This window comes from Parabacteroides sp. TM07-1AC, from assembly GCF_003480915.1.
Lineage (GTDB): Bacteria > Bacteroidota > Bacteroidia > Bacteroidales > Tannerellaceae > Parabacteroides > Parabacteroides chongii.
The window spans coordinates 407,884-429,423 of the sequence record NZ_QUKD01000003.1; the positions used below are offsets into that span (position 1 = coordinate 407,884).

General features: G+C 39.2%; 12 protein-coding genes. 6 read left to right on the forward strand and 6 right to left on the reverse strand.

From position 1 onward, the window contains the following. Both DXD68_RS09360 and DXD68_RS09365 read right to left on the reverse strand, forming a co-directional pair. Nucleotides 1–669 carry a B12-binding domain-containing protein gene (locus tag DXD68_RS09360; protein ID WP_122361378.1) on the reverse strand — a complete coding sequence of 223 codons (669 nt, stop codon included), beginning with the start codon at nucleotides 667–669 and terminating at the stop codon, nucleotides 1–3. A gap of 46 nt (nucleotides 670–715) precedes the next feature. Then, complete coding sequence (locus DXD68_RS09365) at nucleotides 716–1,039, reverse strand: L-rhamnose mutarotase (protein WP_122361379.1); 324 nt, start codon at nucleotides 1,037–1,039, stop codon at nucleotides 716–718. Between the two features lie 151 nt (nucleotides 1,040–1,190). On the opposite strand from DXD68_RS09365, the gene DXD68_RS09370 reads away from it, so the two are divergent. The 6 genes from DXD68_RS09370 (at nucleotide 1,191) to DXD68_RS09395 (ending at nucleotide 13,636) form a co-directional block, all read left to right on the forward strand. Further along, on the forward strand, nucleotides 1,191–2,174 hold the full coding sequence (locus DXD68_RS09370; protein ID WP_122361380.1) for a FecR family protein: 984 nt from the start codon (nucleotides 1,191–1,193) through the stop codon (nucleotides 2,172–2,174). A 154-nt stretch (nucleotides 2,175–2,328) separates the two neighbouring features. Continuing rightward, on the forward strand, nucleotides 2,329–5,817 hold the full coding sequence (locus DXD68_RS09375; protein ID WP_199715598.1) for a SusC/RagA family TonB-linked outer membrane protein: 3,489 nt from the start codon (nucleotides 2,329–2,331) through the stop codon (nucleotides 5,815–5,817). A gap of 23 nt (nucleotides 5,818–5,840) precedes the next feature. After that, nucleotides 5,841–7,334, forward strand: coding sequence for a RagB/SusD family nutrient uptake outer membrane protein (locus DXD68_RS09380; protein WP_122361382.1), 1,494 nt, complete (start codon nucleotides 5,841–5,843; stop codon nucleotides 7,332–7,334). Between the two features lie 111 nt (nucleotides 7,335–7,445). Next, a complete protein-coding gene (locus DXD68_RS09385) occupies nucleotides 7,446–9,827 on the forward strand; it encodes a hypothetical protein (protein ID WP_122361383.1) in 2,382 nt (793 codons plus the stop codon). A 33-nt stretch (nucleotides 9,828–9,860) separates the two neighbouring features. Continuing rightward, on the forward strand, nucleotides 9,861–12,014 hold the full coding sequence (locus DXD68_RS09390; protein ID WP_122361384.1) for an alpha-N-acetylglucosaminidase: 2,154 nt from the start codon (nucleotides 9,861–9,863) through the stop codon (nucleotides 12,012–12,014). A gap of 20 nt (nucleotides 12,015–12,034) precedes the next feature. Next, complete coding sequence (locus DXD68_RS09395) at nucleotides 12,035–13,636, forward strand: glycoside hydrolase family 31 protein (RefSeq protein WP_122361385.1); 1,602 nt, start codon at nucleotides 12,035–12,037, stop codon at nucleotides 13,634–13,636. A gap of 122 nt (nucleotides 13,637–13,758) precedes the next feature. Here the strand turns inward: DXD68_RS09395 and DXD68_RS09400 are convergent, their stop codons facing one another. The 4 genes from DXD68_RS09400 to DXD68_RS09415 all read right to left on the reverse strand — a co-directional run. After that, nucleotides 13,759–15,102 carry a DUF4832 domain-containing protein gene (locus tag DXD68_RS09400; RefSeq protein ID WP_233577061.1) on the reverse strand — a complete coding sequence of 448 codons (1,344 nt, stop codon included), beginning with the start codon at nucleotides 15,100–15,102 and terminating at the stop codon, nucleotides 13,759–13,761. A 119-nt stretch (nucleotides 15,103–15,221) separates the two neighbouring features. Further along, nucleotides 15,222–16,784, reverse strand: coding sequence for a DUF4832 domain-containing protein (locus DXD68_RS09405; protein ID WP_122361386.1), 1,563 nt, complete (start codon nucleotides 16,782–16,784; stop codon nucleotides 15,222–15,224). A 64-nt stretch (nucleotides 16,785–16,848) separates the two neighbouring features. Beyond that, nucleotides 16,849–18,360: a RagB/SusD family nutrient uptake outer membrane protein gene (locus tag DXD68_RS09410; protein WP_122361387.1), complete on the reverse strand. Its 1,512-nt coding sequence runs from the start codon at nucleotides 18,358–18,360 to the stop codon at nucleotides 16,849–16,851. Nucleotides 18,361–18,372: 12 nt separating this feature from the next. After that, nucleotides 18,373–21,540, reverse strand: a 3,168-nt coding sequence (locus DXD68_RS09415) for a TonB-dependent receptor (RefSeq protein WP_233577063.1), incomplete at its 5' end; no start/stop codon positions are given.

The window sequence follows — 21,540 nt, forward strand, 5'->3', positions numbered from 1 at the left end:
TCAGGCTACGATTGAATCCAACCAGTTAATATTATCCTGCGGATCACGGGCATAAGCATCCGCTCCGATCTTTTGTGCAAACTCTGCATTCAACGGAGCTCCACCGACAACGACTTTAGTCTCGGGATATTTTGCCCGGATAGTGGCGATCATCGGTTGCATATTACTCATGGTTGTAGTCAGCAAGGCAGACATGCCGCAAACAGCTCCCGGATGTTCGTCCAATGCCTGAATATACTTCTCGGCCGGCACATCCGTCCCCAGGTCGATCACTTCCCAACCGGCACCTTCCACCATCATACCCGTCAGGTTCTTGCCGATATCGTGCAAGTCGCCCATAACGGTACCGATAACAAATACTCCTTTACGTTTGATCTCACCATTCTGAAAATAGGGTTTCAGGTGTTTCATGGCACTGTTCATCGCTTTAGCCGACAGCAACATCTGCGGTACGAATATCTTTCCTTCCGTAAACTTATTACCGACCCGGTTCATTGCCGGGATCAGAGCATCATTCAGTACCGATTGAGGAGATAAGCCGCTCTCCAAAGCCTCACGGGTCAGTTCATCCGCACCGGGCAACCCTTTCATTGCTGGCGGATAGGGCGACGCCAAATTGATCTTGCCGAATTCCACGCATTCGCCAAGTTTACTAATAATGTCATTCATGTTCAATAATATTTAAAGCTTGTTTATTTCGAAAGAGGCACTATATTCAGTCCGTATGGAAAACTTCTTCCATGGCCGCCCACCATTCTCCGGGTGCACGGTTCTCTATGGGTTGCTGACAGGGATCAGTGAGTTTCCACCATTCCTGTGTGGTCGGATCGGCAGCCATTCGTTGCATATCCTTTTCATAGTCATTTCCGATATATTCATAATAGCTATACAGCAGCCCGTCTTTATAATAAATTGAGTAATTGCGGATATTACACTCCCGGATCATAGCCAGTACCGCCGGCCATACGGCAGCATGTAATTTCTTGTATTCCTCCAGTTTTTCCGGCTTTATACCGATAATACTTCCATAACGTTTCATATTCTTCAGTCTATTAGATTAAGTATGAGCAAAAATAGCAGAAGTAAAAGAGTTGAAGTTTTCAATTTGCGTGGTTCTTTTGACTGTTTCCGAGATTTGAAAAATTACTTAGTTCATAAAGGACTAAGTCACTAGATGCAATAAATAAAAAATGACCCCGGAGAACGAACATATAAAACTAATCATTGGATATCTGCAAGGAACACTTGCGTCAGATAAAAATAATCGTTTTTACTCGTGGATAAATGAGAGTGAAAACAATAAAAAAGAATTCTTCGAAGTAAAAGCGATGTTTGATGCGGGGAAATCCACGTACAGTACACAAACGGTCAAGGAAAGCTGGGATCGTCTATTAGATAAAAGAAGATCAAGACAACATTTCAATATATGGCGACAAGTCGGTAGCTATGCCGCAGTAGCATTAGTTGCTGTTATTTTAAGTTCAACCTTTTTCTTCTCTTTCTTTAAAGATGAAAAGAAAGGTTTCTATACACGATATATAGGAGGAGACGGTCTGGAGGCCGATGTCGTAGAATTACCAGACGGTACACATATCAGTCTCGGTTCTAAAACGACCTTTCATTATGACAAAGATTACGGTAAAGACAAACGTATCGTATATCTGGAAGGAGAAGCCTATTTTGAAGTAGCCAAACAAAAAGACAAACCATTCATAGTGAAGACTAATGAACAGGATATAGAAGCACTGGGCACAAAGTTCAATGTAATGGCTTATCCGCTAGATTCATTGGTGATAACCACATTATTGGAAGGTTCTGTTCGATTGACAACAATGAATCTGTCCCAGTCAACAATAATGAAGCCCGATCAACAGATTGTATATAATCGTAATACAAAACAATCTTCGCTTCAACATGTAGATGCCAGACAGTTTACTTCATGGACGACAGGATATTACTATTTCTCCGAACAAAGCCTCAAAGCGATCCTTGACAGGCTGAGCCATGTTTACGGTGTCAAATTCACTGTCCTATCGGAAGATTTATACAACCGTACATTTACAGGTACTTTTTATCGGGGGCAAAGTATAAAAGATATTATGGAGATAGTCAATTTATCCATACCGATAAAATACAAAATAGAAGATCATCATGTAACCATGAATGAAATATAACTAATTGTTAATCTTTAAATTGTAATAATCATGAGTGAGTAGAAAGAAAAAAGAAGAAGGGAAAATCTTGCCGGATCCTCCCTTCTGAAATGTGTGATTCAATTAAACTTCCATTGCCGTGGAATTGATGTTTAATCTTAAAACGTTCAAAAATATGAATAATCAACGTATAGTTGTTTCCGTAAATCTGAAAAGAACTATAAAAATCATGAAATTAACCGTGTTAATGCTAACCATTTGTTTATCACAGATGGTAGCCGCAACTTATGCACAGACTGCGAAACTGAATGTTTCCGCGAAGAATGAAACATTGGAAAATGTGTTGAAACAAATAGAAAAACAGTCTGAATTTCTGTTTTTCTATAATCTGGAAGAGATTAACAAAAATGAAAAAATCTCTATTACGAAAAAGAATGCCAATATTCAAGACGTTTTGGATGCTATTGCAATGAAAACCGGTTTGAAATACACAATCAAAGACCGCCACATTGTACTGACCAACGAAACCTCGTCACCTATCATTGCATCAACACAACAGGAACGCAAGGTAACAGGTACGGTCAGCGATGCTTTCGGACCGATCACCGGAGCCAATATTATTCAAAAAGGGACAACCAATGGTACAACAACCGACATGGATGGAAACTACTCCATTGAAGTTCCGGATGGTGCTATCCTTCAAATCTCCTTTATCGGATATATTCAACAAGATATAGCCGTAAAAGGTAAAAATGTAATCAATGTTTTACTGAAGGAAGATACGCAAGCCTTGGAAGAGGTAGTCGTTGTCGGTTACGGTACAATGAAAAAGAAAGACTTGACAGGAGCTGTTGCTTCGGTAAAGATGGATGATACGCCAGTCGGTACGGTATCAACTATCAGCCATGCCCTGGCAGGTAAAGCAGCCGGTTTACAAGTTAGCGCAGTAAGTGCACAACCCGGTGGAGGAACAAACTTTCGTATCCGTGGTGCCGCTTCTGTTAATGCCAGTAACGACCCGTTGATTATCATCGACGGTTTTCCGGTAAGTGCACCTAATGAGGATAAAATCAAAACAGGCAAATACTCCAGCGGTACAACCGATAATATTCTGGCCTCTATCAACCCGAATGATATCGAGTCAATAGAAGTGCTGAAAGATGCCAGTTCTACAGCTATTTACGGAGCACGTGCAGGTAATGGCGTTATTATCGTTACAACTAAGAAAGGTAAGACCGGAGCTCCCAAAGTTACTTACTCAGGAACTGCCAGTGTTCAAACTTTGGCTAATTCTTACGATATGTTGAATGCCAAAGATTATATGACTCAGTCAAACCGTTATCAGTATGAGCAATGGATGAAAGATAATAAGATCGGTGTCTATGGAGGCAAGAGTGAATCGGAAGCCTCTTCTGCTTACGTTCCCCGTTATACGGATTCCCAGATCGCCAATCCGGCAAACAACACGAACTGGTTCGATGAAATTACCCGTACAGGTTTCCAAACTCAGCATAATGTTTCCATCAATGGTGGTACCGATATGACGAAATACCTGATCTCAGGCAACTTCTTCAAACAGAATGGTGTTGTAAAAAACAACGATATGGAGCGCTATACCGGTCGTATGAACCTGGAACAAGTAGTCAGCAAATATGTAAAAGTAGGTGTAAACCTGACTTTGTCAAGAAACCAAATGAATAATGTTCCATTAGGTTCAGGACAGAATGAGAATGCCAGTATCATGGTTGCAGCAGCCCAATTTAATCCGATATTGGGTATTAGAGATGAAAACGGAGAATATATTTTAAATGACGAAGCAGCATTCCTGCCTAATCCGGTTTCGCTACTTGAAATAACAGACAAAACAACCAAAGAACGGTTACTGGCCACTTCTTTCATTGAAGTAAAACCAATCCAGGAACTGACATTGAAAGCGAACTTAGGTATTGACCGTAATTACCAGAAGCATAAAGTTTATCTGCCGAAAACAACCCTTTATGGGGCTAAAAAAGACGGACAGGCAGATATCGCCCAGTATGACAAATCCGATTATCTGTTGGAACTGACTGCCAACTATGCAAAACAATTTGGTAATCATAACCTGAACGCTTTGGTCGGATATTCTTTCCAGCGTTTTACTGACGAATCTTTATCGGCAGGTAACAGCCAGTTCCTGATCGACGGATTCCTGTATAATAACTTGGGGGCCGGTGCTTATCCGAAACCCAGTGTCGGATCTTCTGCATCCAAAGATGAAATGGCATCATTCTTCGGTCGTGTGAATTATTCATTCAAAGACCGTTATTTATTGACAGCGACATTACGTGCCGATGGAGCTTCCAACTTCGCAAAGAATAACCGTTGGGGGTATTTCCCCTCCGTAGCATTAGGCTGGAGATTTACGGAGGAAGAGTTCATGCGTCCGTTAACCGATGTGTTGTCTAATGGTAAGTTACGCTTGAGCTTCGGACAAACAGGTAATTCCAATATCGGAAACAAAGCCATTTCTTATTATAAGACAGGAAATAACAATGAATTCGGTGGAACAGAATCTGTCGGTGTCTATCTGGATCAGATGGGTAACCCGGACTTGAAATGGGAAACAACAACGGAATGGAACGTCGGTTTGGATTTAGGTTTCCTGAATAACCGTCTGAATGTAACCGCAGAATATTTCCATAAAGTTGTATCGGACTTGTTAAGCGAACGTACGTTACTTTCTTATAATGAAGTGGGTAAAATTGCTGCGAATATAGGAGAAACTCAGAGCCAGGGTCTCGAAATAACAATCAATACCAAAAACATTGACACCAAAGATTTTAGTTGGAATTCTGATTTTACATTCTCATTTTATCGCGACAAATGGAAAACCCGTGATGCATCATGGAAGCCGGCAGCCTATTCACAATATAACGCACCGATTCGTTATTATTTCGGTTATGTCTCTGACGGTTTGATCCAAGAAGGTGAAACTGTTGACTGGATGACTGGATCTGTCCCCGGACAGGTAAAGATTAAAGACCTCGATGGTTATGTCTATAACGAAGACGGAACAATGAAAGTGGATAAACACGGTATCCCGGTCAAGAGCGGTAAACCCGATGGAAAGATAGATGAAGCCGATATGGTTATTTACGGAAGTAAGGACCCTGGATATCTGATGGGATTGAACAACACTTTACGCTATAAAAACTTCGATTTCAATATTTATTTCTACGGACAGTTCGCCCTGTGGAATATCGGCTCTTATAAAGATTTGTGGTTGACCGGAGCTGATGGCATGACCGGTATCGTAAATATGTATCGTGGATATAATATGCCGGTTTCAGCAAAGGATGTTTGGGCTCATGATAATACGACGGCAACCCGCCCGGGATATTTCCAGGATAAGAGCCCTGTTTCTGCAGGTAGCACAAGTACCGGTAAGATAGGTGACTATTATTTGGAAAAGAGTTGGTTCATTCGCTGTCGTAACATTACGTTAGGATATACAATTCCGATGAAACAGTCAAAGAAAGTTTTGTCAAATATACGTGTGTATGCAGATATCAACAATCCGTTTACGATCACTCCATATAACGGACTCGACCTGGAAACAGACAACTCTGTATGGGCTTATCCGAACGTTAGAAGTTTCAGCCTGGGATTGGATATAACATTTTAATTAAAGTCTAAATTGAGAATAATATGAAAAAGTTACTATATATATTATCGGTATCGCTGGCAACGACTGCATTTTTGCCTTCTTGTACGAATCTGGAGTCAGAAATGTATGATGTGATCAACCCTAATATTTTTCCCGTCAATGAAAATGATGCCAACGCTTTGGTTACGGCTGCCGCCTATGCCCCTTTCCGCTCTAATTGGTATGACGGTCTTTTCACAGCTGCAAATGGAGGTGTCCATGTAATTGCAGAAATGACGACAGATATCGGTTATTGCCAATGGAATGATGTATGTTGGCCCGATTTGCTGGATGTAAACTTTACACCTTCATCGGATTGCCCGACGAAGATATATAAGAATTACATCAACTACATCGGAAAAATGACTTTAGCATTAGATCGTATCTCCGGCATTGAAATGAAGGAAGAGACAAAAAAGCGGCTGGAAGCTGAGGTGCTCTGTGGTCGCGGTTGGTTAGGTTATATATTGTATGATTACTATGGTCCCGTACAAATCCCAACTTTAGAGCAACTGAACAATCCTTTGGCAGAACAGATCATTCCTCGTGTTTCACAGGAAGAAATGGTTACTTTCATCGAAAATGACCTAAAAGCAGCTATCGAAGTATTACCGGCGACTTATAAATCATCAGACAGTAATTACGGACGTTTCACAAGAGGTTTGGCATATACGGTATTAATGAAATTGTATATGCATGAAAAAAACTGGGCTAAAGCAGAAGAATGCGGACGGGAACTGATGAAGCCGGAATATGGATATGGCTTGGTAAGTAACTACAAAGATATTTTCACACTGGAAAATGAAGGTAATGTAGAAACGATCTGGGCTGCCATTTGCAGTAGTAGTGTAAACCAGCAACTCTGGCAAGCCCATGTTCTCTCCAGTCAGTATCCGACAAAAAATGAAAGTATTCAAAAATGGGGTGGTTACCGTGTTTTATGGGATTTCTATGACACCTTCGATAAGAATGATAAACGATTGGAAGTTCTGGTCGGTGAATTTGTTGGAACAGACGGAAAGCTTTATAACAAAGAAAATCCGGGTACAGTATTACAAACAGGCGCTATGCCGGTTAAATACGGGGAAGATCCTGCAGCAACAGGTGAGGAGAGTCAGATTGACTGGATTGTATATCGTTATGCGGATGTCATTACTTTATTATCTGAAGCAATTGTCCGCAAAGGTAATGCTGTCACACAAGAGGCTGTCGACTTATTGAATATGGTTCGTTCACGTGCTGGCATTTCTACTTATACTCTTTCCGATATCAAAGGTGTCGACGATTTTCTGGAAAAAGTTCTGGAAGAACGCGGTCATGAACTTTGGTTTGAAGGGGCACGTCGCACAGATTTGATCCGTTACGGTAAATATATCGAATACGCCCGCAAATACAGAGGATCTGTGACAGCTCAGGATTATATGAACCTGATGCCGCTGCCTCAGTCCGTTATTAATGAAAGTAAGGGTACTGTGATTCAAAATCCGGGTTATTGATAGTATTATTATCGATAACTAATTAATTTTGTAAGATCTTTGTGCAGTATTGTCAGAAATAATAATGCTGCATAAAGATCTTTTTATTTTACTATGATAAACATTGTTCACATGCGAAAAACACAACTGTTATTTATTTGTTTTTTTATTTTGTCGACTGTTCTATCAGCCCAGACGAATCTGAAAAAAGCGAATTGGGAATGGAATATTTCCCAGGATGGATTGTCCCGACAATTGATTTTTAAAGGAAAACGAAGTAACGACACAATACCATTTTTTTCAGGTAAAAAGAATGATGGTCCTTCTTTTTATGTCCGGATGGATGGAAAAGAATATAAAGCGGAATGGATACCTAACGGATATGCTTCTTTCCGGACTTCACTTTTTGGTGTAAAATGTGAATTAACCTATCGGGAATATAAGTCGGTTCCCACGATAGAAGTGAAGCTTCATAATTCCTCTGCCGTTCCTTTTCAACCTGAAAAAGCCGGACTAAAACTGGGTGTCGATACCTATATGGATAAATACCCGGATTGGTTCGGCAAATATTTTCCGACGCTAATGCGTTGTGAGAAAACGCATTTTTATGGTTATTTACAAACTCCCTCCGAACATACGCTCGGAATTGTCTCGGAACAACCGATAGCTTCCTGGAGTGTCGATTACAATCTTGGCTATATGGATCCGCCTCCCCATTGGTTTATGGGACACCGTATTGAATCCTTAAACCTGGATTTAATGAACGAACTTCCGCTACCAGACCGAAATCCCCAAAACTTATATGAACTGAAACAAGGTGAAACAAAAACATGGTTGATTTCGTTCATAAATATCGGTACTTTGGATAACCTGGAGTCTGAAATCACACGTACATATGCTCTTCCTCTTCTGAAAATAGAACAAACCACCTATCAACCCGGTGATAAAGCCAGTTTCGAGGTCTACGCAACATCTCCTGAGATTCAAATCATCGACGATAAAGGTAAAATATTGCCAGTTTCAGTAAGACAATCAGGTAAAGGGAAATCTGAGGTTACTTCCATATTGCCGGAAACGGGATTATACACTGTTACTGTTACAGATGGCAAGAAACAATCCGAAGCCATTCTCCTTGCACGTCATTCCTGGCAATGGGTTATGGAACAGGCGCGTTTAGCCACTCTTAAATATCATCAGAAAGCCACATCGCATGCAGAAAGCTGGTATGGTTTCTATTCGGCATTTCTTGCAGCACGTTATTTTCCCGATCAAAAGTTGGATAAACAAGTCTCTCTACGTTTCAACTACCTGTTTGACCTATTACACGATTCTGCAAAAATGGAACCTAAATATTATGCATCCCGGATTCAGAATACCTCTACGACAATCGGAATGCTGGTAGATAAATATGAGGCTCAAAAAGATATTAATGACCTGAATAAAGCAGCCTTACTGGCAGATTGGATGATCCGCTTTTCTCAACGCGAGGACGGAGCTTATTATAATCATGGGACTATCTATACCAGTGTTATTTATGTGGCAAAAAGTATCCTGGAACTGGCTTTGGCAGAAAAAGAGTTAGCAGAAAAGGACCCAGTGTGGAAAGATGCGTACAACCGTCATTATACTTCAGCCAAGCGGGCAATTGATCAGCTAGTCGCTTCCCAGGGAGATTTCCAGACAGAAGGAGAGTTGACTTTTGAAGATGGCATGATATCTTGTTCAGCCCTTCAAATAGGGATGCTTGCCGTTCTCGAAAAAGATGGCGGACTACGTAAACACTATACGGATGCCATGCTGAAAATTCTGAACAGTCATGATTGCCTGACGCAACTACGGGTTCCGGATGCCCGGAGAAGACAGGGAACCATGCGTTATTGGGAAGCCCAGTACGATGTACAAATGTTACCGAATATGTTTAATTCCCCTCATGGCTGGAGCGCATGGCGTGCTTATGCAACTTACTATGCATATCTCCTAACCGGTGAAGAGAAATGGTTGATGCAGACATTTAATGCAATGGGAGCCTTTTCCAATTTGCTTGATTACAAAACCGGAGATTTACGCTGGGCTTTTGTTGTCGATCCACATCTTAAGGTAGAACAGGCTTGTAGCGCAGATACGCATTATACGGCAGATTCCCTGAGCTTCGGTAATCCGCATCCGCGTTTATATGAAACCCGTCAATTTGTGATAGGAGAACAGTACGTGAATATGATTAGCGATTGGCAAACGGTCAACACACAGGATAATGATGTGCATGAGTTATTTAAGTGCATAGGAGAGACAGTCCTTACCAACGCCTTTATCATAGAACGTCCGGACGGTTCTGTAAAAGGATACAATTGCGATGTAAAACGAAAAGGAAACGCTTTAGAGGTATCTTCCTTTGAAAAACAAATCGTACATTTACACTGCAATTTAAAACAAGCCTGTCAGGTAAAGTTTAAGCCATTTAAAGGGAAGAACCTGGAAAAAACGATACAGGCAGACTTCTGTGACTGGATTTTTTAATTTTCCTAAAATCTAACATATAATTTTCCATCTATGAAAGGTATATATATTTTTTGTTTGTTATTTCTTTCTTTCATTATGAAGGCAGTTTCCCCTATCGATGGACTACTGGAACGCATTGATAAAGGGGCTTCACGCAAATTCATCATTGAGCAGATAAAATCGCCTGTCGATTTTTTTGAACTCGATCAAAAAGACAATAAAATTGTTATACGAGGAAACAATTATGTCAGTATTGCAACCGGTATAAACTGGTATCTGAAATATTATGTAGGGATTCATCTCTCATGGAATGGCATGCAGGCTAAACTACCGGAAGTTTTACCGGCAGTCTCTAAAAAAGAACGCCATGAGACAGAAATGAAATATCGCTATGATTTCAACTACTGTACTTATTCGTACACCATGGCCTTTTGGGACTGGGAACGCTGGGAAAAAGAAATTGACTGGATGGCATTGCACGGCATTAATTTGCCACTGGCAATGGTAGGTACGGATGGTGTATGGTATAACGTGCTGAGTAAATTAGGATACAGTAAAGACGAGATTAACGAATTTGTTGCCGGTCCTGGCTTTCAAGCCTGGTGGCTGATGAATAACCTGGAAGGATGGGGAGGTCCTAATCCGGATAGTTGGTATAAACAACAAATAGCTCTTCAACAGCGTATTTTAAAACGAATGCGTGAATATGGTATTGAACCTGTACTTCCGGGTTACTCTGGTATGGTTCCTCATAATGCAAAGGAAAAACTAGGATTAAATGTATCTGATCCGGGCTTATGGTGTGATTATCGCCGACCGGCTTTTCTGTTGCCGACCGATCCCCGTTTTCACGAAATAGCATCACTCTATTATAAAGAGATGAACAAACTCTATGGTAAGTCTAATTTCTACAGCATGGACCCGTTTCATGAAGGGGGTAGTGTTGCCGGAGTAAATCTGGATGCTGCCGGGAAAGCAATCATGCAAGCCATGAAAAAGAATAATCCGAAAGCTGTTTGGGTAGCTCAGGCATGGCAAGCTAATCCTCGCTCTCAAATGATAGAAAACCTGAAAGCCGGTGATATGATCGTTTTGGACCTGTTTGCAGAAAGCCGTCCTCAATGGGGAGATCCTCAATCCACCTGGTATCGAAAAGACGGGTTCGGACAACACGACTGGATTTATTGTATGTTGTTGAATTATGGGGGTAACGTCGGACTACATGGAAAGATGAGCCACGTGATCGATGAATTTTATAAAGCCAAGGGAAGTCCTTTCGGAAAAACACTGAAAGGCGTGGGTATGACCATGGAAGGTAGCGAGAATAATCCTGTCATGTTCGAATTGCTTACAGAGCTTCCCTGGCGTGCTGAGAAATTTGATAAAGATCAATGGGTAAAGAATTATGTATTTGCCCGTTATGGAAAGACAAACAAGACAATAGAAGACGCTTGGATATTACTAAGTAATTCGATCTATAATTGCCCGCCCGAGAATGTGCAGCAAGGAACGCACGAATCTATTTTCTGCGCCCGTCCTTCTGAACATCCTTATCAGGTATCCAGCTGGTCTGAAATGAAAGATTATTATGATCCCGAAGATGTAATTCATGCTGCCGCTATGATGGTTTCTGTAGCTGACCTGTTTAAGGGGAATAATAACTTTGAATATGATCTGGTAGATATTGTTCGTCAAGCTATCGCTGAAAAAGGGCGAAGGATTGAAAAAGTAGTTGAAGCAGCCTATATCTCCGGAGACAAGTCTCTTTATAAAGTGGCCACAGATCGCTTTCTGACATTGCTCCTGTTACAAGACGAATTGTTAGGAACGCGTCCGGAGTTCAAGGTGGGTAACTGGATCCAACAAGCACGTTCTATCGGTCATACACCTGAAGAGAAAGACCTCTATGAGTGGAATGCGCGGGTACAGATCACAACATGGGGAAACCGGAATGCCGCAGACGACGGAGGTCTAAGAGATTATGCCCACAAAGAATGGAATGGTATCTTAAAAGATTTTTATTACATGCGCTGGAAATGCTGGTTCGATTATCAATACCAAAAACTGGAAGGAAATAATCCCGAAGAGCCGGATTTCTACGTATTGGAAGAACCTTGGACTAAAGATACTAGTTTTTATCCTGCAAAGTCGGAAGGAGACTGTATTTCAACTGTAAAACGTATCTTTGCAAAAGTATTCGAATAAAAACTTTAAATAATAACACTATGCATTTAAGAAAGACACTTCTTCTAGCCTTCCTGGCTGTATGTTTTACATTGTCATGTTGGGCCGGAAGTAAATATGAATCGAAAATCACTTCTTTGGAAGGTGAAAAATGGTGGGGAGGTATGGTTGGCTTAGGCTCTCAAATGCCTTTTAAAGACAACGTCCGTCTATTTGATCTAGCCTCTGAAAACCTGAACAATCAGAATGTACCTCTTCTTTTATCTTCTGAAGGAAGATATATCTGGAGTGACAAACCATTTTCTTTCAAGGTAGAGAACGGTAACCTGCAAATATTTTCAGATTATGAAAATCTGGAACCCGTATTAGCCGGTAATACATTGAAAGATGCCTATTTGGCAGCATCAAGTAAATATTTTCCCGCTTCAGGAGAGTTACCCGACTCTCTATTTTTCTCTATGCCGCAATATAATACGTGGATTGAACTGATGTATAATCAGAATCAAAAAGATATTTTAAAATATGCAGACAATATATTAAAGAATAAATTCCCGGTAGGAGTTTTCATGGTAGACGATAATTGGCAGAAACATTACGGTAATTTTGAATTCAAGCCAGAACGTTTCCCGGATCCGAAAGGAATGATTGATCAGTTGCACAAAGACGGATTCCGTATTATGTTATGGATCTGCCCGTTTGTAAGTCCGGATAGCCCTGAATTTCGCGAGTTACAGCAAAAAGGATACCTGATCAAGAAGAAGGGAACTAAGCAAGCCGCTATAATTCCCTGGTGGAATGGATACAGTGCTTGTTATGACTTGAGTAATCCGGCTGCAGCAGAACATTTGAAACAGCAGTTACGCAATATGCAGACGCAATACGGTGTCGATGGTTTTAAATTCGATGCAGGTGATATCGGTCATTATAATGATCCGGAACTAGAGTTTTATGATAAAAAGGCAACATCAGTCGACATGTGTGAATATTGGGCAAAGATAGGGTTAGATTTTCCGTTCAATGAATACCGTGCCGGTTGGAAAATGGGTGGACAGGCTTTGGTTCAACGCTTGGGTGATAAAGATTATTCATGGAATGCCGTAGGACTTCTTATACCTGATATGATCGCTGCCGGATTATTAGGATACGCATACGCTTGTCCCGATATGATTGGCGGAGGCCAGTTCGGTTCTTTCCTGGGGGTAGATCAGACCAAACTGGATCAGGATTTGATCGTTCGTTCCTGCCAGGTTCACACATTAATGCCTATGATGCAGTTTTCTGTAGCTCCCTGGCGTATTCTCGATGAAAAACATCTGGCTATTTGCCGTGAATATGCCCACTTACATGAGAAAATGGGTAGTTATATCCTGGAACAAGCCCGCAGGTCCGCACAAACAGGTGAGCCTATTCTCCGCCATATGGAATATGCGTTCCCCCATCAGGGATTCGTGGATTGTAAAGACCAGTTTATGCTGGGAGATAAATATTTGGTAGCTCCAATCCTGACCAAAGAACATACTCGTAAAGTAATGTTACCCAAAGGGCAATGGAGAGACGATACAGGTAAGAAATTTCGTGGACCGAAAACAATAGAGGTGGAGGCTCCGCTGGAGAGATTGCCTTGGTTTGAGAAGATCAAATAAAATAAAAGGGACTGCCCGAAAAGTATCTCTTCGTTCTTGAGATTTGAAATCAATCTTAAATAAATAGAGCCGAAATACTTTTTAGACAGTCCCTTTTTATCTATAATATACAAAACAAATATTTATAATTGTACAGAAGTAATAGAAGCCCATCCGTTCAAAATATTATCAGACGGTAAAGACAAAATTATTCCTGGTTGGTTCTTTTTTGTGCTATCTGTTATTCCAACACATAAATAATAATTCCCCGAAGATAGCTCATCCGGGACTCTAAAAGATGAAGTATAAGAATAATTTTTTCCTTTCAACCAATCAGAAGGTTCAACATTCACATCAGTATAAACAAATTTAACTTCTTTAGTCAAAGGATCAAGCAAACTAAAACTTACCTGATATTTATGATTCCAGTTCGGATGACGATTAGGCAAAACTCCTACACCGAAATTAGTCCATACATGTTCAATTTTTAAAGAGTTTTTATCTTGCTGAATCTTTATAGTTAACGGATAAAGTCTGTATCCTCCCAACGTAATAAACTTTTGAACCGGGTCAGGCAACTTCTCAATCCAAAACTTACATTGAGCTGGTACTCTTAAATCATATGTATTAGAGTGAGATACCAAAGCATCTTCCACACCGACAGTCAACGCTTCGCTAAAATTATTTATATTAAAACGTTTTTCTTCTTTAAAATAATCATGATAATTGGTTGTATCAGTTGGAGAGTTAAACCAATAACATCCTTCACCAATGAATGCTTTATCAGGGAACAGTTCATTCAGCATTTTTCTTTCTTCGTCATCAAACCAAAAACTGCCAATGCCATCACGTCGTGGAAGAAATCCCAATTTATCATATACTAAAGGTTTACTGTATTTATAATCGGCAAAAGACAAATTCATGACAGTTAAAATCCTTTTAAAGTTATTTGCATATTCTTCTGTCACTCTTCTCATAACATATTCTCTGTTCCTCTCATCTTTAAGGGTCACACCATGCCCTTCTCCCCATCGTCCTAAACCATAAGCATCAACAAAATCAACAATATCCGGATTATCATACTCTTTTGCAAATGCCCGGATAAAGTTTGTCAATTTTTCAAGAAAAACCGGATCATCATAATAAGGTTGTTTGTCATTCTCTAAAGACATGGGGGGATCCAGCGTTGACTTACATCCTGCTTTATACACAAAATCAGGAACTCCATTATCAAAGAAAATCCGAAATGCTAGTTTTAATCCACGATCTTTAGCTTTCCTGATATAATTTTTATAAGCTTCATTGTAAATCCAAGCATACCGACCCTCCTCTGGTTCCATGACATTCCATAAAACGCGGATATACAAAATATTTGAATATGCTGAAGCATTTACAGCATCCATCTCTTCCCAAAATATTTCAGGTGTATAGGGATTATTCTTTCCTCCATTAAAAGACCATCCTTCCTCATACATAATCCATCCCATTGCCGGATTCCTTAATACACTAACTGTATCAGGTTTGAAAGATATAGATACAGTCTTATGGTTGTTGCAACCGGAAAAAGAAAACAATATGGATGAGAGAATTAGTATATAATAAAATTTCATAATACAATTTCTGATAATATATTAATCCCATATTTTTTATCTTTTGAAATCCACCAGCCGACGTTACCGTTTGCACAACGGATTGCAAAACGATTATCATATTTTAAGCGCTCGGAACCGTCCGGAATCCAAAGTCCAAGACGATACGTACCTTTACTTAAATCAGCCGGAATTTTCAGGTCACTCTTCACTTTATGTACAAGAGGACTACGCAGACTATCCCCCGGTTGATAGGGTTGCCAGGTATTTACATCCGCATTTGTCAGACTTGTATAACAAACATTTTCGGCTTCATCAATCAGAACCAGATAAACTGGGTGTTCATTAAACAATGTAGAAAAACCCCGATTAATCAAAGATATTTCAACAGAATTCAAATCTGTAAATGACAGAATGGAAGGAGCTGTCATTTCCTGTAATTCTATCCTATATCCTAAATGATCACGGATATAGTCAAATACATTTCGTTCCGCTGGGGATCCGTCTTTTTTCTTAAAATACGCATCCGAAACTGGCATCTTATTCTCTTTAAGGAAAGTCGTATCTACAGGAGTCTCTTTCCAATACATCATTGAATATTTATCAGGAGCTCCTCTTTCTTTATAATTATGTATTGCACTCAAGGAAGTGTAATGTTGCAAAAATAGTTGTCTTGCTGTTTTCATTCCATCTATAATCCAACCGGGTTCCGGATTATCAGGTCCTTTATTTACACTCCAATTTCCCCAAGGTAACTCCCCATCTACAGGAAGATAAGGAGATTCCCTCACAATTTGATTAAAAAATTCTGTTCCTTCGTGCATACCTCCATCCCACTTATGCGGATCGACAATAATGAAATCATCATGAAAAGAGATCCTGCTATATGCCTTCTCATTCTTTTTCAGAAGGTTTTTGTAAGAGGGGACTCTCACTTGTAGCATTCTATTTTCAGGTGTCATACACAATATATTTTCAAGTATGATCCGTTTTGTCTCTTCAGATTGTTCCAAACCATGAAAAGAACTATGCCATTCTCCCCAGGCTCCAATCATTCCTGCTTGTACGACCTGAATAACATCTTTATTTTTTTCAAGAAATGGTTTTAATTGTTCTGTGTGACAAATGATATCTTCTAGTGTTGGACCAGTTTTCACACGTCCCATAAAATCTGTTTCATAAGCAAAGCGTAAAACAGATTTTTTCCCCAATTTACGCAGCTTATTAAAAAATGTATCCATTACCTGGAAATTTTCGTCTGTAAGTTCTTTACCCACCATTCCGGTCAGATAAAAATAAGTTTGTACCAAAGAAACACTATCTGAAGCATACATTTCAGACTGTTCTTCTAGATAGGAAGTAATATCAGGATATTTCTCCGGTTCCCAAACATAATTTTTGTCAGCAATATCCACTGCAACTTCTAACCGGAAACCACGTTCAGGATTGTATAGCCCTTCTAGACCGGTAGAATCATCAGCATAAATACCTTGATAATAAACAGTCCGTCTTGTATTTGTCTTACATGCTGATAATATCGTTATGATGACTAGTAAAAGGAATGTTTTTGTGTATTTCATGTTTTTTTATTTTAGTAAAATCCGATAATCATTAAAATAATAATTATCGGATTTTTGTTTAGAATTAATAACCAGGATTTTGTTCTATCTGTCCTTTACCTTCATTAATTACACTTTGAGGTAACGGTATACGCTCATAATTTTTATTTACTAAAGTCGTTTGTCCTACTACCTGACACTTGTGTTTAATTGCATCAACATATGATCCATCACGAATTAAATCTTGACGGCGGCAACCCTCAAAGAATAATTCATGGCCTCTCTCTAATAACAATTTATCCAAAAAGTCACGTGTATTCGAAAAATCTGATCTTTGATATTCAGACAAACCTGCTCTTTTTCTGATTTCATTCAACCAATAAAGGGCTTCATCTGTTATCATATTTTGATTACGAACCATTGCCTCAGCATACAATGTAACAGCATCTGCATAACGATATATGATATAATCAGTTTCACTATTTTCCCCTTGAGTACCTACAAAGTCATAGCAGTCATATTTACAGGGAATTGCACCATAATACAATAATTTATCGCTTGAAACTTTATCATTTACTTCGCTATGAGTAGTTCCATCTGTTCCTGTATATGCATAAATAATAGTTTCCAAACGTTTGTCACCCGGTTCAAAAGTATCGAAGAAATCCCAAGATATTTTGTATCCATTCCACTTTGTCAAAGTTTCAGACCCAGGAAAATCATTTGGTAATACATGAGGATGCCATTTATGCTCTTGCGTTCCACGCAAACAATTAACCGCCCAAATTGTCTCCGCATTTTTCTCATTTGCCAATTTAAAAATACTTGCATAATTAGGTTCCAATTTATACCCATATTCAGCTTTTGTCAGTTCACGTCCTAGTTCCTCTGCCTTTGCCCACTGTTGGGTTTGCATATAGAATTTTAATAAAACCATGTTACACAATCCTTTTGTAAAACGTCCATACTCTGAACTTTCTTTTGCATAACTATAAGGTAGAACTGATGCTGCAGCAGTAAGTTCTGTTACAATGAAATTCTGCATTTCTTCTTCAGACAAACGTGGAATAATCTGCTCTTCCAACGGCTTTTTCAAGGTTTCAATATCAGCAATAGGTATTGGTCCATATAAGTCCCACATCGAAAAAGCCAGCCAACCACGAGCACAGTGTAATTCTGCCAGATATTTATTTTTTACATCATCCGATAAATCCATCTTTTCAATACGATCGATAGTCATGGTAATTTTTCCCATATATTTTGCCCATCGCCAATGGTTATCATTATAACTGTTTCCCACACTCCATCGATTATAAAGAATCGGTTCCCAACCGCGCCAAGTACATTCTCCATAATCTGACATTAGATCTGAAACTAGCAATACTCCTGTCGCTATGTTAAACATGCCATCATAGCCATTGTTCATAAATACACTATATGCATTTCCTGTCACCAAAGCTTCTGCATCACTTTCTGTTGTTGGGAATATTCCTCCATTAATAGAATCATATATTTCTGACTCCAACTCGCAACTGGTAAGTCCAAGTGAGAAAGCAGTAATTACTCCACCAAGCAAATAATATTTTATATTCTTCATCTTACTTTCTTATTAAAACGTTACATCAACTCCAAAACTAAAACTTGTCACATTCGGATATGAATATTGATTTCCTTCTGTTTCAGGATCCAATCCATTCCAGTTTGTTATTACAAACGGATTATTTACATCTGCATACACTCGAATACTATTCAATATATTTTTGGACACAGGAATTGTATATCCTAAAGTAATATTACGACAACGAATATAAGAGATCTTCTTATAGAAATAGTCTCCTGTACCATTGTCACCGGCACTTAAAATATTAGGGTAGATAGCTCTTTGATTATCATGTGTCCATGTATCCATATATCCTTTAGAAGCGTTACGCCCCTGTGTCAAACCATATCCCATAGTTGCCCATGATTCATAATAACTGGATCCTTTTATTCTGTTAGCTTCACCATAGAAATAAATATTAAAATCAAAGTTTTTATAACGCAATGTATTATTGAAACCAAAAATAAGCGCAGGATCTTCAGAACCTAATAAAATTTTGTCCTCATCATTCAGGATACCATCATTATTTCGGTCAATTAATTTAACCTGTCCAGGTAGCAATGCTGCCTGATGAGCTGGAGCCTTTTCCCCCGGCTGCAATAATCCATTTGATTCATACGCAAATATTGGACGAATCCAATCGTCTACACTTTCATAAGCGGCAGGTTTCCAATTTGGATCACGTTCTTTCCAACGATCGCGATAAAAAGATAAAGTTACATCTGTTGCCCAACTCCAATCACGTGTTGAAATATTCACAGAATTTAAAGTAAATTCAAAACCTTGACTTTTTGTTTCACCAATATTAGAGGCAATCGTTGTGACTTCATTATAAGATGGCAACGATTTCTCTTTTACCAATAAGTCTGAAATTGTTCTATTAAAATATTCAACGGTAGTTGATAAACGATTATCGAAGAAACCTAAATCCAAACCAACGTTAAATTCTTTTGTTGTTTCCCAAGTCAGTAACGGATTACCTAACTGGGATGCATAAACTCCGGTATAGGATGCATTGCCAAATACATTATTAAAACCAGTATAAAACAAGTCCATCGTGCGGTTTCCCACATTTGAATTACCTGTCTGGCCATAACTAACTCTCAGTTTACCATTCGACAAAACAGTATTCATGCTTTGCATAAATGCCTCATCGCTAAAACGCCATCCTGCAGAAACAGAGGGGAAATAACCCCAACGATGATCCGGATCGAAGTTAGAAGCACCATCTGCACGTAATGTTGCAGTTAGCAAATATCGTCCCAAATAAGAATAATTGATACGTCCGAAATAAGAACCTAAAGCAGATTTTTCAGCACTTGAACCAACAGAAGGTTTGGCATAATTACCGGCTCCTAAATTATTATACAAAAACGAATCAATCAGAAAATCCTGATTTCCGGCAGAAACAGATTCATAATTAAACTGTTGATAAGAATATCCCAGTAAAGCCGTCAAACTATGGTTACCAAAATCTTTGGAGTAAGTAGCAGTTAAATCCATCAAATAATCATTACGATCGGATTGATTAATATTTGCCTGTCCATTGGCTTGTAGACCATACATGGTTGTTTTAGGCAAATAAACTTTTCTTTTTTCATACTGACGGTCTATACCCAAATTGGCCCGCAACAATAATCCTTTTATTGGTTCAACCTGTACATATCCAGATGCTAAGAGACGATCTTTAACACTTTTATCTGTAATCTCTAACAACGAGACTGGATTTGGAGTTTGTGTAAAATAAGGATTCACTGAATAATTTCCTTCTTCATCATAAATTGGTAAATTAGGATTAAACATTGCAGCAGCAGACAGAATACCTGCATTTTCAAACTCTCCTTTTCCCAAGGGTACATTATCTAGTGTATTACGATTGATATTCAAAGAGATTCCAGCCTTTACATATTTTGAAATCTGTTGATCCAGGTTGATTTTACCAGTGAAACGTTCCAAATCATTATTTTTTACTATACCAGCTTGATTCATATAACTTAATGATGCCATATATTGTGTACTTTCAGTACCTCCGTTTACAGATACATTATGAGAATGCATCATTCCAGTACGAGTCACAGCATCAAACCAATCTGTATTTCCAGCATTTGCAATATCAGCTTCGCTATAAGTAGGAACATACTCCGGAGCTATATGACCATCTGCTACAGATACATAGCCCTTATAAACATCTAGCCCATTCGATTTTAAATAATCCTCATAAGTGTAACGGTTATATTGTTGCATATATTCAGCTCCACTCAATGATTTATATCCATTTTTCATATTTTGAATAGAAACATTACCTGAATATCTGACCTGAGCCTTTTGAGCCTTACCACGTTTAGTTGTTACAATAATGACTCCATGACCAGCGCGAGAACCATAGATAGCTGTTGAACTTGCATCTTTTAATATCTCTATAGATTCTATATCATTAGGGTTCAATGAAGCCAATACATTATCTGTAGAGCCTGCGTCATAACGAGTTCCAGATCCCAAAGAACTTCCTGATGAGACAGGAAAACCATCAATAATAATCAGTGGGTCATTACCTGCTCCTGTTGACGCGGCTCCACGAATACGAAACGTTGAACCACCACCAACTTGCGCACTATTTTGAGTTACTTGCAGTCCTGAGGCTTTACCTGCTAGAGCATGACTAACTGTCGAATAAGTATTAATCGGAGTGTCATCCATACTAACAGAAGAAATAGCTCCTGTCAAATCTCTCTTTTTCTGCACACCATACCCTACAACAACTACTTCCTCCAGTGTCTGTGTATCTTCCTTCAGCAAAACATTAATCACATTTTTGCCTTTAACAACAATCTCCTGCTGAATATACCCTATAAAAGACACCTGTAACGTAGCGCCGTCCGACACTTCGATGGAGTAATTACCATCCATGTCGGTAGTTGTACCATTGGTTGTCCCTTTTTCGATGATATTGGCTCCGGTGATTGGACCGAAGGCATCGCTGACTGTACCGGTCACCTTCCTAGTCTGCAGTGTTAAAGCAGTGATAGGCAATGACTTTTCGTTAGTCAGGACAATGTGACGGTCTTTAATAGTGTATCTCAAACCGGTCTTATCTGCGATAGTGTCCAGTATATCCTGGATATTGGCATCCTTTTTCGTAATAGAGATTTTTTCATTTTTGTTAATCTCTTCCAGATT